The sequence below is a fragment of the Chryseobacterium tongliaonense genome, from assembly GCF_041224435.1.
Lineage (GTDB): Bacteria > Bacteroidota > Bacteroidia > Flavobacteriales > Weeksellaceae > Chryseobacterium > Chryseobacterium tongliaoense.
The window spans coordinates 1-17755 of record NZ_JBGFFD010000010.1 but is presented as its reverse complement, the minus strand read 5'-3'; the positions used below and the strand labels follow the sequence as shown (position 1 = coordinate 17755).

Genomic DNA, 17755 nt, shown 5'->3' with positions numbered 1-17755 from the left:
CTTTTGCAAAAATTTTAGAATGTCGAAAAATTTAGTAATCGTAGAGTCCCCGGCCAAAGCAAAAACTATTCAGAAGTATTTAGGAAAAGATTTCGAAGTGAAATCCAGTTTCGGACATATTCGTGATCTTCCTAAAAAAGGGATGGGAATCGATCTTAAGACATTCAGTCCGGATTACGAGGTTTCTGCCGATAAAAAGAAACTGGTAACGGAATTAAAGTCTGCCGTAAAAAAAGCTGAAATGGTTTGGCTGGCTTCCGATGAAGACCGTGAAGGAGAAGCTATTGCATGGCACCTTGCAGATGAATTAAAACTGAAGCCGGAAAACAGAAAAAGAATTGTTTTCCACGAGATTACTAAAAATGCCATTCTGAAAGCAATTGAAAACCCGAGGGATATAGATCAGAATCTGGTTAATGCCCAACAGGCAAGAAGGGTTTTAGACAGAATCGTAGGTTTTGAAATGTCGCCGGTTCTATGGAAAAAAGTAAAACCCGGATTATCCGCAGGAAGAGTGCAGTCAGTTGCAGTAAGACTGATTGTTGAAAGAGAAAAAGAGATCCGTGACTTTACTCCGAAAGCAAGTTTCAAGCTGGACGGAATTTTCTTAAACAAGACCGAGCAGGAAATCGCTGCCAAGCTTAAAAAAGATTTCGACAAAGAAGAAGATGCTGAAAAATTCCTGGAGCAGGCAAGAACTGCAGAGTTTAAAGTTCTGAATGTTGAAACCAAACCCGGAACACGTTCCGCATCAGCCCCTTTTACGACCTCTACCTTACAGCAGGAAGCTTCTTCAAGATTAGGATATAATGTGACCAATACGATGCGTCTGGCACAAAGGCTATATGAAGAAGGATATATTACCTATATGAGAACCGACTCGGTAAACCTTTCCCAGGAAGCCATTGAAGGAGCCAAAAAACAGATTACATCAGAATACGGAGCCGAATATTCTGCCCCGAGAAATTATACCACCAAATCAGCTTCTGCACAGGAAGCCCACGAAGCGATCCGCCCTACGGATTTTGGAGTGAAAAGCATTGGTGATGCCCAGTTAAACAGGCTGTATCAGTTAATTTACAGAAGAACTTTAGCTTCTCAGATGGCTAATGCCAAAATTGAGAAGACAGTGATCGAAATCGGAAATTCAAAACTGCCACAGCATTTTGAAGCACAGGGAGAAGTGATCATTTTTGACGGTTTCCTGAAAGCTTACGGAATCGTTAAAACTGAAGATGATGATGAAGAAAACAACGAAAAGCTGTTGCCAAAAGTAAGTGTAGGAGAAGTTTTAACGTATAAAACAATTACAGCTACTGAAAAATTTACAAGGCCAAGCGCAAGATATACCGAAGCAGGTTTGGTAAGAAAACTTGAAGAATTGGGAATCGGCAGACCATCTACTTATGCCCCGACGATTCAAACCATTCAGAATCGTGAATATGTAGACAAAAGAGAAATTGAGCCGCAAACCCGTGAGGTAGTGAAAATCTCTCTGGCAAAAGATAAAATTAAAAAAGTAGTCCTTGAAGAGAAATTCGGTGGGGATAAAAATAAATTCCTTCCTACTGATATCGGAGAAGTGGTCAATGATTTCCTTACTGATAACTTTAAAGAAATCCTTGATTACGGATTTACGGCAAGAGTAGAAGAAGGTTTCGATGAAATTGCAAACGGAGATCAGAAGTGGAAAGAAATGATGACGGATTTCTATTCCAAATTCCACCCGAGAATTGAAGATGTAGAAGAAAATGCAGACCGCGCCACAGGAGACAGATTATTGGGAGTTGACCCAAAGACCGGTAAAAATGTACATGCAAGGATCGGAAGATTCGGAGCGATGATTCAGATCGGGGAAACGGAAGATGAAGAAAAGCCTGTTTTCGCATCATTAATGACCGGTCAGAATATTGCGACCATTACTTTTGAAGAAGCTCTTGAACTTTTCAAATTACCTTTTGACCTGAATGAATTCGAAGGTCAGACAGTATCTGTAGGAGTCGGAAGATTCGGACCTTATGTAAAATGGGGTGAAACCTATATCAGCATTCCGAAAGGAGAAGATCCTCTGTCAGTAGATCAGAAGCGTGCAGAAGAAATTATTAAAGAAAAGAAACTGGCAGATGCTCCGATTGCGACTTATAAAGGAGAACCTGTAACCAAAGGAACCGGAAGATTCGGACCGTTTATCAAATACCAGAGTATTTTTGTCAACGTTCCTAAAAAATATGATTTCGAAAACCTTTCTCAAAGTGACATCAATGAACTGATTGATGCAAAACTGGAGAAAGAAGCCAACAGATATATCCAGCAGTGGGAGAAAGAAAAAATCTCTATTGAAAACGGAAGATGGGGACCTTTCATCAAATTTGGAAAAGCAATGTTCAAAATTCCGAAGAAAAAAGATGAAACGAAATACGAAGCTGAAGAACTGAAAACAGTATCTCTGGATGAGGTGAAAAAGTGGATTACTGCACAGGATAAAAATGCTTTTGCCGAGAAGAAGAAACCGGCAGCAAAGAAAAAAGCAGCTCCTGCAAAAAAGAAATAAATAGTATAAAAATATAAGCCATTAGCAATCTGTGTTAATGGCTTTTTTTATGACGCATAAATGATTTAATTTTGATAATTATATACCATTTACACTTATTTTTTCTCGCTTCTGATCGGTTTTTATTGTAAAGAAAATGAGGAGTCAGGTCTGTCAAAGATGAGCAAAGTTTTTAATCTGTTAAAAATAGATTTCAAAAGAATGCTTCATGGCAGCCTTGCTGTTTTTCTTTGCTTTTCTTAAAATATAACAGCAGGATTTTAAAAGCTTTGCGTTAATAAAAAAATGATGAGTGTAAAATAGTATATAGTTGCCTTAATTTTAATATTTTTGGTTTTTAAGACTTGATTAGAGAATGAATTTTGAAGATTTTATTATTTCACCACGAAATTTCAAAACTGAAAGTTGGCAGATTGGAAGCAAAATAACCAAGGAAATCAGGGAAGACAGTGTTGTGCTTCTTTTTGTTTCAGACTACAGAGGAGCAAACGGTGATGCGGAAGTACAGGATTTTACAGCAGTAAGAAAAGAATTTTATAAACTTTCCCAGCTTGATTTTGAGATTCCTGTTGTGGATCTGGGAGATCTGGTTTCGGGAAAATCGGTGCAGGATTCCCATTATATTTTACAGGAAGTCCTGTCAGCCTGTCATTATAAAAGAGCAATTCCCGTAATTATCGGCGGATCCAATGATTTTGCATTCTCATTATTTTCAGCATTAAATTTTCATCAGAAAAATATTAATTATACACAGATCAGTAATATCATCTCCCTGAAACAAGGCGAAGATATCAATGAACATACTTTTTTAAGCAAAATTTTAGGCGCTAAAAACTTTTCCATAAAAAACTATCATCACTTAGGATATCAGAAACATTTGAATGAAGTTGATTCCGTAAAGCTGATCAAAGAAGTGGAATTTGATATCATCCGTCTGGCGGAAATGATGAACTCTACAGAAAAAACAGAACCTTTTTTCAGGAAAACAGATCTGGTGACGGTAAACTGTGATGCAGTGGAAAGCTTCAGCGATCCTTTTTCCATGAATCCTCAGGTAAACGGATTAAACAGAAGAGAAATCTGTGCCTATATGAAAGAGATCGGACTAAGTGAAAATTTAAAATCGGTAGGAATTTTTAATTACAATATTTACTCTGAAAACCAGTTGAATCATCAGCTTTTAGCCCAGATGATCTGGTATCTGATCGAAGGAATCAATATTCAGAAGTCTCACCCGAAAGAAAGGCATTATGAAGTTTTTTATGTATTGATTGATGACCGGCAATATGCTTTCAAACGGGATACTTTCAGCAATCTGTGGTATTTCGGGGACGATGAAAATATAGACAACTGCATCCCATGTTCAAGGAAAGACTTTGATGAGGCCAAAAAAGGCTGGCTGAATGCAAGACTGATGAAAATATAATTATTTATGACAAACGTTCCCTCAAAAGTTTCCATAATAGTTCCTGTTTATAATGTCGAAAATTATCTGGCAAAATGCCTTGACTCCTTAGTTAACCAGTCTCTCGGGAATATTGAAATTCTGGTGGTGAATGACGGAAGTAAAGACAGTTCAGAACAGATTATCCAAAAATATGCTCTACAATATCCGGGTAAAATTCAGGCTTTTACTAAAGAAAACGGCGGGCTAAGTGATGCGCGTAATTTCGGTATTGATCGGGCTACCGGCGATTATATCGGTTTTGTGGATAGCGACGACTATATTACGGAAACGATGTTTGAAGAAATGCTGGATCTGGCAATAAAACATCAAGCAGAAATGGTCATCTGTAATATTCAGAAAGTAGATGAGCACGGAAACATTACTCAGAAACTCACCCAGATTCCCAATATGCCGGAGAAAATTGATCTTGAAACTCATTTCTCGGTTTTCTCGGATCTGAGTTATTTTGCCTGTAATAAGTTATTCAGAAAAGAACTTTTTGATCAGAAAAGATTTAAAAAAGGAGCCCATTTTGAAGATATCCAGCTTATCCCGCAGCTTTTACTGGAATGTAAAACAATCGCGCAAACCCAAAATTTCCATTATCAGTATCTTGAACGCAAAGATTCTATTACAAAAACCCATACAGAAAAGGGATTGGATATGCTGAATGCTGTGAAAGATGTAGAATCCGCTTTTGAAAAATCTCAGTACTCGGCAAAAAAAGAAGCCTTAAAAAATTTTCAGATCCTGGAAGGTGTTTATAGCTATCTTGCCTATCTTGCCTTTGTGAAAAATGAAGAAATTTTTTATAAAATGGCTGATAGATTGAAAATTTTCAGGATAGAAAGGGATATTAAAATTAAAGATATATTGAGCTATAGTCGTTTTGATAAAAATTATATTCTATCTTTGCCCCTGAAAAAAAAGATTTTTTATCTGTTATTTTTTGCAGGGCAAAAGAAACTGATAAGAAAGTTAATGTAAACACAAATGCAAGTGCTATTGTTTCGATACAGTAATAAACTGTCATATCGATAGGCTTTTATAAAGAATTTTGTAATAAATTTCTTGCCGGAAACAAATGGATGCTTAATTAGAAAAAAAATGAAGAATTTTGAATTGTTCTTAAGCGAGATAGGAATTTCTATTTTTTACGTAAAAATAGGATTAGGTTTTTTATTCTCTTTCTTAATCACTTTTTTCTCCATTCCCACAATTACCAAGATCTCCAGAAGAAAAAACCTAATGGATGAGCCTGGTGTAAGAAGTTCCCATCTGAGGAAAATCCCTAACCTTGGTGGAATTGCTATTTTTTATTCCATTGGAATTTGCGCTTCCATTTTTGCTTACGAACTTTTTGACCTCTATAAATTTTTATTTGCATCATTAGTCATTCTCTTATACGTTGGTGTAATGGATGATATTGTGGTGATGAGGGCCTATAAAAAACTCGTTGCACAGATTGTGGTATCTGCTTTCATTGTTACGGGATCTGATATAAGGATAAGAAGCTTATTCGGAATATTCGGTATTTATGAACTGGATTATGTAGTAAGCATCATATTCAGTATTGTCACATTTATTATTCTGATCAATGCTTTTAATCTGATTGACGGGATAGACGGCCTGGCCGGAGGATATTCTGTGATCTGCAGTGCTCTTTTCGGGATAAGCTATTATAGATTGGGCGAATATAATTATCCGCTGGTTGTCTTATCAGTAATCATTATTGGAGCGGTTCTGGCATTTTTATACTATAATTTATCAAATTACCGGGCCAATAAAATATTCATGGGCGATACAGGTTCCATGCTGCTGGGCTTTTTGCTGGCATTTACAAGTATTTGTTTCATGGATATTTTTATAGACAAGGAGTTGCCGAATGTACCGAGGTATCATCTGCAAACAGCACCTGCAATAGCGGTTGCCATATTGATTTTACCGATTGTAGATACCTTAAATGTAATTATTGTGAGGCTTTGCAATAAAAAATCCCCGTTTGATGCAGACAAAAATCATATTCACCATAAGCTCCTGAAACTAGACTTTACACACAGAAGATCCACTTTTTATATTATTACCTATTATCTTTTTATAGTAGCTGTAGCCTATTATCTGAGACATATAAGTGTAAATGTATTGTTGTTGATTATCGTTGCGTTAGGCTTTATAGGTGCTTATATCCCTGATTTTGTCTATTATTTAAGAAATAATAAAAAGTAACAATTAAATCTTTATTTTTACAAACAATATTGAAAATTATGATGAAGAATTTTAAATATTTATTACTGATATTACCCTTTTTTATTACCTCTTGTGTATCCAAGAAAGATGTGCGCTATATGCAGCCCAATGAGAGTCTAGTTATAAACGAAGAGGGCCTTGTTCCCTACAATATTCCTGTTTACAGGATTACTAAGAATGATATCTTAAACCTTAATATTGTCACGACCCCCAAAGGAGATGCCGCCCAGTTTTATTCTTCCCTGAATACATCAGGAAGTACAGTAACCCCGGCAACCAATAATACCGTTACTGCAGGACGTGCAGGAGCCGGCGGCGGGGCCAACACCGGTGGAAATATCAATTTCTATTTCAACGGGTTGAAAGTAGACAGCAACGGAGATGTAAATGTTTTTGGAATCGGATATATCAAAGCGGAAGGAAGAACGATTGAAGAAATTACCAAGGAAATCCAGGAAAAAGTAAATGAGAATTTTCAGGAAGGAAAATCACAGGTAAGATTAAATACAGACGGGATCACTTACTACATCCTTGGAGATGTTGAAACAACCGGGCTTACAGGTGAGAAAGTAGTACATAAAAATACCCTTACCATTACTGAAGCTTTAGCCATAAACGGAGGTTTAAACAGAACCATTGATAGAAAGAATATAGTTATTCACAGAAAATTACCGGAAGGAATCAAAATAGCAAAAATTGATCTTACACGTGAAGATGTGATGAATTCACCTTATTACTATGTACAGAACGGGGATGAGATTTATCTTAATACAAGAGCAAAAAACCTGAACGGATTTGGAAAAGACCCGGTACAGGCTATAACAACGGGAGTTTCATTACTTACTACAGCTTTGTCTCTTTATTTAATTCTAACAAGACTTTAATATCATGATTCCAGGAAAAGAAACTACTGTTGAGAAGAATGATTCTCAAAAAGAAAAATACGGCTCTTTTGCACTATTTGATATTGAGCATTTCCTTAGAAGAATATTGAAAAACTGGTACTGGTTTGTCCTTATGCTGTGCATCGGGTATGCTATTTCTTGGGTATACGGTAAATATTACGCACAGAATATTTATGCATCAAATCTGTCCTTAAGTGTCTCCAATAATACGGCAAGCTACTTTACTCCCAACCAGTCTATTAACTTTATCTGGGGCCAGGGAGGAAATCAGGACGGGATTTACCTGAAGAAAATGCTTTTATCCCGGTCTCATAATGAGTTTCTGGTAAAAGAATTAGGTCTTTATGTAAGTTATTCTACCAAAGGATCGATAAAATCTACCTATCTGGATAAAGATGACTCGCCGGTTTTTTTACAAATAGATAAAACACATTTACAGCAGATCAATTATCCCATTACGCTGATGCCTAAAAGTGGAGATACTTATGAAGTTGTTTTGCCGGAAGAAGGTGAATCGACCAATCTATATAACTATGAGGTTGAAGGGTTCCAGAATATTCAGAGATATGCAAGGCCTTCGAATAAAATTGTAAAAATAGGTGAATGGTATACCACACCCAATTTAAGATTCAGATTACTTAAAAATCCTGTAACCCCTAAAATAAAGCTTGATAATATTATTGTTAATCTTAATTCCGTAAATCAATCTGTTAATGATATTATTTCCACGATTGGAGTAGAATTTGATAAAGAGATCAACAGTATTATGATTATCAGTAAAACAGGATTTAACCTGAATGGTACTGTAAGTTTCTTAAACAGATCCGTAAGTCAGCTGCAGAAAAAAAGACTGGCAGACAGAATGACTGTTGATAAAAATACAGATCTGTATCTTCAGGAGAATCTTAACGGAATAAGAAAGAAGCTTGATTCCAGCGCTACAGTTCTCAATTATCTTAAAACCTCAGAGAAGCTATATGATATCAAAGACAGAGATGAAAAATCATTGACGAAGATCAAAGAGCTTGAAGGTAAAAAAGCAGATATTGAAAGTAAAATGAACTCATTGAATGAGATCAGAAATTCTCTTGAGACACAGAATTTTGATAAGATGATCGGTACCAATGCTGCCGGTTTTGAAGATGGAATGTTTACAGCTTCTGTGAGTGAGCTTAAAGCTTTATACACCAAAAGAAGAGAAATGGCTTCAATCTATACGCCAAATTCTGAGCCGATGAAGGAGATCAACAGATTGATCAGTGAAGCAAAGCTTGGGTCTTCCAACTCTTTAAGGAATTACTATACCAGATATTATACTGAAATTAATAAAATCAATCAGCAGGTTGCCGAAGCCAACGGAGATTTAGCTTCATATCCTGAAAAAGAAAGAAGATATCTGGATGCAGAGAGAGGGTACAATATGATTGAAGCGACTTACAACAGCTTACTCGGAAGACAGAATGAAACCAAGATGAGAATGGCTACCAACCAGTCTGACATTTCTGTAATTGACCCTGCGAAGAATGTAGGGCAGTCACCGATCGGGCCTAATGTAAAAGGAACCAAATTGGCTATTATCGGCGGTTTATTGTTACTGCCGCTATTATTTATCCTGGTTGGTGAATTGCTGGACAGCAAAATAAGAAATATCAAAGAATTACTGACTGCCACCAGAATTCCATTGCTGGGTGTAATCGGTAAAAATAATAATGATAATATGCTTACCGTTCTGGAGCAGCCGAAATCTTCTGTTTCAGAGGCATTCAGGGGAGTCAGGGCAAATGTGAGGTTCCTGTCCGGGGAGAACGAAAAAAGCAAGGTGATATTGGTTACTTCATCCATCGGGGGTGAAGGGAAAACCTATGTTTCAATCAACCTGGCTTCGGTACTTGGATTAAGTGACAAGAAAACCATATTGTTAGGAATGGATTTAAGAAAGCCAAAAATTTTCGGTGATTTTAAAATCGATAATAAATACGGGATATCCAATTATCTTACAGGAGAGGTTTCCATAGACCAGATCATCAATAAGACCAGAATCCCGAATCTTGATGTGGCCACTTCAGGGCCTATTCCTCCGAATCCATCAGAATTATTGATGAGTGACAAAAATATAAAATTCATTGAAGAGCTTAAGAATATTTATGATTTCATTATTATAGATTCTCCGCCTGTAGGGCTTGTAGCAGATTCTTATGAATTAATGAAGTATTCTGATGCCAATCTTTATGTCGTTCGTCATGAATACACGGAAAAATACATGCTGAAAATGATTACGGAAAAGTATCATAATGATGAAATTAACCGTTTAGGATTGGTTTATAATGATTATACCGTGAAGCAGGGGTATGGCTATGGATATGGTTACGGTTATGGATATGGCTACGGATATGGCTATTTTGATGAAGATAAAAATTATAAAGAGCCGTTATTTATTAAAATAAGAAATAGAATACAATCGATATTCAACAGAAAATAATATTTTTGGAAACCCTCATTTAATGGGGGTTTACTGTATAACTTCCATTTAGAATCTATTAAAAAAAGAATATTTTCGGCAGTTTGCCGTTTACTTTATAACAAATTATGTTTTTTTGTTTATTTTTAACGAAACATTAAGATTATCATTAATATAAAAATGTTTTATATTTGCAAAAATTAAATTTTAAAATAACCATAAATCCGTATTCTTCTATGAATAAAAAATTATTGTTTAGCTTCCTTGCCGTCCTAGGAACAATGGTGAGTGTTAAAGCACAAAGAAACGAATTAGGAATTCGTCTAGGTATGAGTAACCTAGTGGGTGATATAGGAAGAACGAATTATATTTTACAAAAACCGTTGGATTTAGATAGAGCTTCAGATTGGGGAGTTCCGTTTTATGGAGGTTTATTATATAGATTTAATTTTAATCCTTACCAAACCGTTAGATTGGATCTTGGATATAACCAGGTTCAGTTTAGCGATAAAGCTGCTAAAGAAGATTACAGAAGAAACAGAAACTCATACGGGAAAAATAATATTTATGAAGCGAGCTTAATGTTTGAATACAATTTCTTTCCGATAAATAATGAGCAGGTAAGTATGGTGAGTCCTTATATATTCGGGGGTATCGGAGCTTTGATGTTTGATGCGCCTAAAGCTACTTTAGTCAATGATTTCAAAAGAGATCAGGATGGGGTGGCAAGGGCTCCGATTAATGAATTGGATTTTACCACAAGAACGGAATATTCGCTTGGAACCAAAACAACCATGCAGATTCCTTTCGGTTTAGGGTTAAAATATAAATTCAACCACAGTTGGGCAATATTTGCGGAAGCAACATTTAGATATACATTGACAGATCAGCTGGATCATAGTAAAATCCTTACCAAAGATGTGAAATCTTCTTATAACGGTGATATCCTAGACCCGTCAACAGGAGGTTCTCTATTACAGACAGGAGCTTATTATATCGTTTCAAAAGAAAGAGAAGCTGCATTTATCAGAGAAAGAAATATAGGAGATACAAAATCCAAAGATTGGTTAAATACCTTTAGTTTAGGGCTTACCTATTCTTTCGGAAGACCTCCGTGTTATTGTGAATAATATGTCGTTGATAAAAGATAAAATAAATTCTGAGAATTTACCAAAGCATGTTGCCATTATTATGGATGGTAACGGAAGATGGGCAAAATCTCGTGGCGAAGAAAGAACCTTTGGTCACAAGAATGCCATAGATGCAGTAAGAAATGCCATAAATGCATGTAATGAGATTGATATTCCTTACCTGACACTTTACACATTTTCTTCTGAAAACTGGAACCGGCCTACAGATGAAGTAAATACTTTAATGAATTTACTCACAGAAACATTATTGCTGGAAGCCGATGAAATCTTCAGTAAAGGCTTAAGAATGCATGTCATTGGTAACTTAGATAAATTGCCGCCACTGGTAAAAGAGCAATTGCTTCGTGTGGTGGAACTAACAAAAGAAAACACAAAAGGGAATTTAGTATTGGCCATCAGCTATGGCTCTCAGAATGAGATACTGAATGCCGTGAAAAATATAAGTTCTGATGTAAAAGAAGGAAAGGTAGATGTAGAGAATATAGATGAAAAATTATTCGAAAGTTATCTTTATACAAAAGATTTCCCTCCTGTAGATTTGCTTATAAGAACCAGCGGTGAAATAAGAATAAGCAATTTTCTCCTTTGGCAGATCGCCTACGCAGAACTGCAGTTTTTAAATGTTCTTTGGCCGGATTTCACAAAAGATATTTTCTTTCAGTGTATTGTAAATTATCAAAACAAAGAAAGAAGATATGGTCTTACAGGTGAACAAATAAAAATTCAGTAAAATTTAAGAAAAGAAAGACTACGATAAAATGAAGTTTAGACTATTACCCATCATTATGTTTGTTGCTTCTGCACATTTTTATGGACAGGTAACTCCACAGGACAGCACAAAAGTAACCAGTCCCGTACATGCAGAAAACCAAACAGGATCCTACATACTAAAAGATATAGTTGTAGATGGGGTTAAAAAATATACACCTGCTCAAATCTTAAGATTTACAGGATTATCTAAAGGAGAAAGTGTTGACATTCCGGGGCAGAAAGTGAGCAATGCCATTAAAAAGCTTTGGGATACACAGTCATTCTCTGAAGTGGAGGTTTATGTTCAAAGTATTGAAGGAGAAACAGTAGTTTTGAAATTTTACTTACAGGATCTTAAAGAACTGGGAGAAGTTAAATTTTCCGGAAAAGGAATCGGGAAATCGAAAAGTGAGAAACTGGCCAAAGATAACAACCTGAAGCCGGGAACCAAAATTACCCAGAACCTGGTTTCAAGCCTTAAAACCAACATTCCTAAAGACTACATCAAAAAAGGATTTGCAGATGCTAAAATCTCAATTCAGGATAAAGTAAATGCCAATGATCCTGCTTTAGTTGACTGGACGATCAATGTTGATAAAGGGAAGAAGGTTAAAATCGATCACATCGAGTTCGAAGGAAACGAAAGTGTGACCGATGCTAAACTTAGAAAAAAAGCATTCAAAGAAACCAAACAAAAAAGATTTGGAATCGGGGGGATTTTAAAATCTTCAAAATTTATTGAAGAAAAATACCAGGAAGATAAACAAGGCTTAATAAGCTACTATAACTCTTTAGGATACAGGGACGCAGCGATCGTGTCTGATTCCGTATGGAGGAATAAAAGAAACAATTACGAGATTAACGTAAAACTTAAAGAAGGTAAAAAATACTATATCGGTGATGTTACTTTCACAGGAAATACCGTTTATGCTACAGAATACCTGCAAAGACTTCTCGGATACAAGAAAGGAGATATCTATGATGCAGTAGGATTCAACAAAAAAGTAGGAGAAGACGGGGGTAAAGAAGATGATTCCGATATCAAATCCGTTTATATGAACAACGGATACCTTTTCTCTAACGTTACACCGGTAGAAAAATCAGTTTCCGGAGATTCTATCAACCTTGAGATCAGAATTAACGAAGGCGAGCAGGCTACCTGGAACAGAGTGACATGGCAGGGAAATACAACTACCCATGACCACGTTATTCTTAGAGCTTTGAGAACAAAACCGGGAGAATTATTTAAAAAGACGGAAATCAAAAGAACTTACTTCGATTTAGCGGGTATGTCTTTCTTTGATCCTCAGCAGATCGGTCAGGATATTCAGCCTAACCAGCAGGATAATACCGTAGACATCAACTGGAAATTAGTAGAAAAAGGATCTTCTCAGGTGCAGCTACAGGCCGGTTACGGTGGAAACAGCTTTATCGGAACATTAGGATTAACGTTCAATAACTTCTCATTAAAGAATTTCCTTAGATTCAAAGATTTCAGACCGGTACCTCAGGGAGACGGGCAGGTATTGTCTATCCAGGCTCAGGCCGGACAATATTTCCAGAACTACGGAGTTTCCTTTACGGAACCTTGGCTATTCGGAACTAAGCCTACAGCGCTTTCTGTAAGTGTGAATAACTCAAGAGTGAAGTATTCTGATGTTAACGGAAGTTCTCAGAAATTAAATATCTTCTCTGCTTCCGTAGGATTAAACAGATTATTGAACTGGCCGGATGATTATTTCTCATTATACACGGGAATTCAATATCAGAAATATGACTTTAAAAACTATCCGTTTGACTTTGGAGGTACAACCGAATATTACGGAACAGCAAATAACTTAAGTCTTAACTTAGGATTGAGCAGAAACTCTGCAGGGATCGACCCGATATTCCCTACAATGGGATCCAATATCGAGCTTTCTGCAAAACTGACTCCACCATACTCACTGTTCAGTAACAAAGATTACTCTACAATGAGCCCTACAGATAAATATAAGTGGATGGAATTTTATAAAATTAAATTCAAAGCTGATGTTTATAACGAGATCGTAGGAAAATTGGTGTTGAGATCTTCCGCTGAAATGGGATTCATGGATGGATACAACAAACAGTTGGGAGCTCCGCCTTTTGAAAGATTCTATGTGGGAGGTACAGGACTTTTCGGTGGTAGATATGACGGTAGAGAACTTATTCCGTTAAGAGGGTATGAAAATGCTTCTACTTACGGTGGAGAATCTGAAGATATTACCCAGAGAGGTGGGGGAACAATCTACAACAGGTTTACCCTTGAATTGAGATACCCGATTTCATTAAACCAAACGGCTAAAATCTATGCATTAACTTTTGCTGAAGGTGGAAATGTCTGGAATTCATGGGGCAGCTATAACCCGTTCCAGTTAAAAAGATCAGTAGGTATTGGGGTAAGAGTATACATGGGTGCATTTGGATTAATCGGATTTGACTTTGCGTACGGATTTGATAAAACAGTACTCGGAACTGAACCTTCAGGCTGGAAGACACACTTCTTAATGAACCAATCATTATAATTCATAATATGAAGAATTTTAAAATAGTTTTCACTTTTGTATTATTTTTGCTTTTCAGCTTTAGCAACGCCCAGAAAATTGGAGTTGTAGATACAGAGTATATTTTAAATAAACTCCCGCAGTATAAAGAAGCTGAAGCAAGATTAAATGCACAGATTGATACGTGGCAGTCAGAACTTCAGAACTTACAGGCTGAATATGAAAAGAAAAGATCAGCTTTTGAAAATGAAAGAGTACTATTGGTAGGAGACCAGTTAAAACTGAGAGAAAAAGAAGTAATGGATTTAGATAAAAATATCAAAACCACTACAAGCTTACGTTTCGGCGCCAATGGAGAGATTACTAAATTAAGATCAAATTTGGTAGAGCCTTTTCAGGATGAAATATACAGTGCTATCAGGACTGTAGTAGATAAAAATGGTTTGGGCATAGTTCTTGATAAAAACAAAGACAATGTTATTTCCCATCTGCCAAGATATGATTATACCGACAAGGTATTGGATATTCTTTTAAAGGGGTCAGATAAAAAAGAAAAAACTAATAGCAAAGGTAAAAAGTAATCATTGGAATTAACTTTTACCGAATTTAAAAATCTAAAAACAAATTAAATTATTTATTTACCAATTATGAAAAAATTAAGTGTATTATTTGCAGCGGTAATGATGGTTGTATCTGTAGGTATGGCAAAAGCTCAAAAAATTGCTACTTTAGATGTTATGGGTGTCCTTAACGGTATGCCTGAAAAGAAAAAAGCAGATGCTGATTTAAAAACTTTCTTAGATGCTAAGCAGGCAGAAATAAAAAAGAAAGCAGATGCCGGACAAGCTAAACTAAAGCAATATACAGAAGAAGCTCCGAAAAAAACCGCTGATGAAAACAAAGCTAGAGAAGCTGAATTAGCTACTTTACAGCAAGAAATTCAACAGATGAATGACAAAGCTCAGAAAGATTTTGTTGCTAAACAAGATGCAGCTTACGAACCAATCGAGAAAAAATTAAACGATGTTGTAAGCAAAGTAGCTAAAGCAAACGGTTATGATTATATTATGGATGCTAATTCTTCTGCATTTGTTTTCAAAGCAGGACCAGACGCTACGCCGGCTGTTAAAAAAGAATTAGGAATTCAATAATTCAGGAAATTAACAAACATTTATAAAATAACCATCTCTTTTAGAGGTGGTTTTTTTATTTTTGCCAGATGGAAAAAGAAGTATCAACGACCGTAAAAGTCAGATTCAGTGATTGTGATCCGATAGGGCATTTAAATAATGTGAAATATCTGGATTATATGTTCAATGCCAGAGAAGATCATGTAGAAACATTCTACGGCTTTACCTATGAAGAATATACAAAGAAAACCGGCTGTACCTGGATTGCCATACAAAATGAAATAGCTTATCTCAAAGAAGTAAGATACAATACCCAGGTAGTGATCAGCAGCAAAACCATCGATATACAGGACCGTACTGCCAAAGTAGAAATATTAATGAAAAGTCTTGACGAACAGACAATTCATGCAGTATTATGGGTTACCGTAATTTATTTCAATATTAAAACAAGAAGATCGGAAGTTCATCCTGAAGATATAAAAGAAACATTCCATAAATTTTATGTTGATCTGGAACAAAAAGATTTTCAGCCAAGAGTAAAATTTTTAAGATCTCAAAACGCTAGAAATTCATAATGAAAGAAGCTGGAATATTAGATAATTAAATGTTCCTGAGAATTTCATCAGATAAGATTAATATAAAAAAGTAACAGATGAAAAAAATAGTTGTCATAGGAAGCAACGGGCAGTTGGGTAATTGCATAAGAAAGATCGCTCCGGATTTTGAACTTGATTATGAATTTATTTTCACAGACTCGCAAACATTAGATATTACAAACGAAGATCAGGTAAATACTTTCTTTACCAATGAAAAACCGGATTTTTGTATCAATGCATCTGCCTACACGGCGGTAGACCTTGCAGAAAAGGAAAAGGATAAAGCTTTTGCGATCAATGCGGATGGTGTTGGCTACCTGGCTCAGAAATGTGCAGACCTTAAAACGGTTCTTATTCATGTATCTACAGACTATGTTTTTGATGGTGAAACCAATCTGTGCTATTCTGAAGATGATTTTACCAATCCGATCGGAGTATATGGAGAATCAAAACTGAAAGGAGAAGAGATGGCTCTGGAAGCTAATCCTAAAACAATTATTCTGAGAACTTCCTGGCTGTATTCAGAATTTAATAAAAACTTTGTGAAAACAATGTTGAATTTATTCTCACAAAAAGATGAGCTGGGAATCGTTGCAGATCAGTTTGGGCAGCCGACCAATGCCAATGACCTTGCAGAAGCAATCATGAATATTATTGAAAACCCTCAAAAAACTTTTGGAATCTTCCATTTCTCAAACTATCCTGAAACAACATGGTTTGAGTTTGCACAGAAAATTGCTGAATTGTCAGAATCTCCGGTAAAATTAAACCCGTTAACTACAGAACAGTATCCTACGCCGGCAAAAAGACCGAAAAGAAGCACAATGTGTCTGGATAAAATCGAAGAAACATATAATATAGAACCGAAACACTGGGAAAACAGCCTGGAAGAATGTATAAAAATTCTTTCATAATAAATATACCATAGAATGAAAAATATAGGAATTGCCATATTTGTACTTTTAGTTCAGCTCTTCAATGCGCAAAATGTGTACCTGACTAAAGTTGAAAAAACAAATAATAATACGGATAAATTTTTGTACACCATCAATGAAGAAATAAAAGAAGCCGAATATCTGGGTGAAGTGGAAGTGCAGGGGTTTTCAAAAGATGATGCCGGAATTTTTTCTTTGGTCTATAAAAAAGCAAAAGAAATAGGAGCGAATACATTTTCATTACAGCCCTTTGAGAATATAGACGGGTCTCTCCAGGCTTTCAATCCTTCAAATTATAAATTAAACTTATATTACTTGCCAAAAGAAAAACTGGTTTCACAAACCGGGCATCTGTATTTATTTGCATCATCAGATAAAGAACAGAAAATAAGCATTAACAAAAAAGATTATTTGCTATCTCCAAGATCTTTTTTAGTCATCAATAGTGTACCCGGAGAATTGTATACCATTTCTACAAAAAAGCTTTTAGGCTCAACGATAAAAATTCAGCCAAAGGCCAATGAGATCAACCAGTATTTTCAGGTATCAGCTTTAAAAGTAAAATCAGATACTTCCGGAGTAGGCGGATTAAACCTAAAATCCGGAGATATCGTAGGACTCGAAAAATCTTTTGCGGAATTTTTAACTTTAATTTACTCTAAAAACAATCAACAGTAATTAAGTCATCAGATATATCGGTTTGTACCAAATATCTTTCACAGACATTTCTATACTCTAAGAATTACAGCTTATAGGTTTTAAAAACCTATAAGCTTTGAATGGATTCCCAATGATTTTTTACTTTCTTTCTCCTCCTTTCCCTAATTTTGAAAATTTACCTACACGGTTTAGCCCCTTCCGTCTCATTCTATCTCTAAAAAACAAACATTAGTTTAAGATTAATATTACAGAGAGCCAGTAACTTAAGCTTAAATATGAATTAAAAGTAAATTTTAAGTTAAATAAATTTGGATTGTAAAGGGTATAGGGTGTACTTTTGCCGCACTGAAAACGAGAGTATGTCAGTAGCGCAGGAGAGCTTTTGAGTAAGCATAATTAA

Annotated in this window: 14 protein-coding genes; all 14 read left to right on the top strand. The window is 35.7% G+C overall.

Annotated features, from left to right (window positions below; translation table 11 throughout):
- Nucleotides 1-19 precede the first annotated feature (19 nt).
- The 14 genes from topA to AB8P06_RS17790 all read left to right on the top strand — a co-directional run bounded on the left by topA (nt 20) and on the right by AB8P06_RS17790 (nt 17373).
- Entirely contained in the window at nt 20-2551 is a 2532-nt protein-coding gene (gene topA, locus AB8P06_RS17855) for a type I DNA topoisomerase (RefSeq protein WP_369843594.1), read from the top strand.
- A 355-nt stretch (nt 2552-2906) separates the two neighbouring features.
- Complete coding sequence (locus AB8P06_RS17850) at nt 2907-3977, top strand: formimidoylglutamase (RefSeq protein ID WP_369843593.1); 1071 nt, start codon at nt 2907-2909, stop codon at nt 3975-3977.
- A gap of 6 nt (nt 3978-3983) precedes the next feature.
- Nucleotides 3984-4985: a glycosyltransferase family 2 protein gene (locus AB8P06_RS17845; protein ID WP_369843592.1), complete on the top strand. Its 1002-nt coding sequence runs from the start codon at nt 3984-3986 to the stop codon at nt 4983-4985.
- A gap of 120 nt (nt 4986-5105) precedes the next feature.
- Nucleotides 5106-6224, top strand: a complete 1119-nt coding sequence (locus tag AB8P06_RS17840) for a glycosyltransferase family 4 protein (RefSeq protein ID WP_369843591.1) — start codon at nt 5106-5108, stop codon at nt 6222-6224.
- A 38-nt stretch (nt 6225-6262) separates the two neighbouring features.
- Entirely contained in the window at nt 6263-7129 is an 867-nt protein-coding gene (locus AB8P06_RS17835) for a polysaccharide biosynthesis/export family protein (RefSeq protein ID WP_369843590.1), read from the top strand.
- Nucleotides 7130-7133: 4 nt separating this feature from the next.
- On the top strand, nt 7134-9629 hold the full coding sequence (locus AB8P06_RS17830; RefSeq protein ID WP_369843589.1) for an exopolysaccharide transport family protein: 2496 nt from the start codon (nt 7134-7136) through the stop codon (nt 9627-9629).
- Between the two features lie 215 nt (nt 9630-9844).
- Complete coding sequence (gene porG / locus AB8P06_RS17825) at nt 9845-10738, top strand: type IX secretion system protein PorG (RefSeq protein WP_369843588.1); 894 nt, start codon at nt 9845-9847, stop codon at nt 10736-10738.
- Nucleotide 10739: 1 nt separating this feature from the next.
- Nucleotides 10740-11489: a polyprenyl diphosphate synthase gene (uppS, locus tag AB8P06_RS17820; RefSeq protein WP_369843587.1), complete on the top strand. Its 750-nt coding sequence runs from the start codon at nt 10740-10742 to the stop codon at nt 11487-11489.
- Between the two features lie 28 nt (nt 11490-11517).
- On the top strand, nt 11518-14055 hold the full coding sequence (gene bamA, locus AB8P06_RS17815) for an outer membrane protein assembly factor BamA (protein WP_369843586.1): 2538 nt from the start codon (nt 11518-11520) through the stop codon (nt 14053-14055).
- A gap of 8 nt (nt 14056-14063) precedes the next feature.
- The gene (locus tag AB8P06_RS17810; protein ID WP_369843585.1) at nt 14064-14615 is read left to right on the top strand and encodes an OmpH/Skp family outer membrane protein; all 552 of its coding nucleotides are present in this window, start codon (nt 14064-14066) and stop codon (nt 14613-14615) included.
- A gap of 66 nt (nt 14616-14681) precedes the next feature.
- On the top strand, nt 14682-15185 hold the full coding sequence (locus AB8P06_RS17805; protein WP_007844308.1) for an OmpH/Skp family outer membrane protein: 504 nt from the start codon (nt 14682-14684) through the stop codon (nt 15183-15185).
- A 68-nt stretch (nt 15186-15253) separates the two neighbouring features.
- On the top strand, nt 15254-15739 hold the full coding sequence (locus tag AB8P06_RS17800; protein WP_369843584.1) for an acyl-CoA thioesterase: 486 nt from the start codon (nt 15254-15256) through the stop codon (nt 15737-15739).
- Nucleotides 15740-15816: 77 nt separating this feature from the next.
- Entirely contained in the window at nt 15817-16674 is an 858-nt protein-coding gene (gene rfbD, locus AB8P06_RS17795) for a dTDP-4-dehydrorhamnose reductase (protein WP_369843583.1), read from the top strand.
- 15 nt (nt 16675-16689) lie between these two features.
- A complete protein-coding gene (locus tag AB8P06_RS17790; protein ID WP_369843582.1) occupies nt 16690-17373 on the top strand; it encodes a hypothetical protein in 684 nt (227 codons plus the stop codon).
- The last annotated feature ends 382 nt before the right edge of the window (nt 17374-17755 follow it).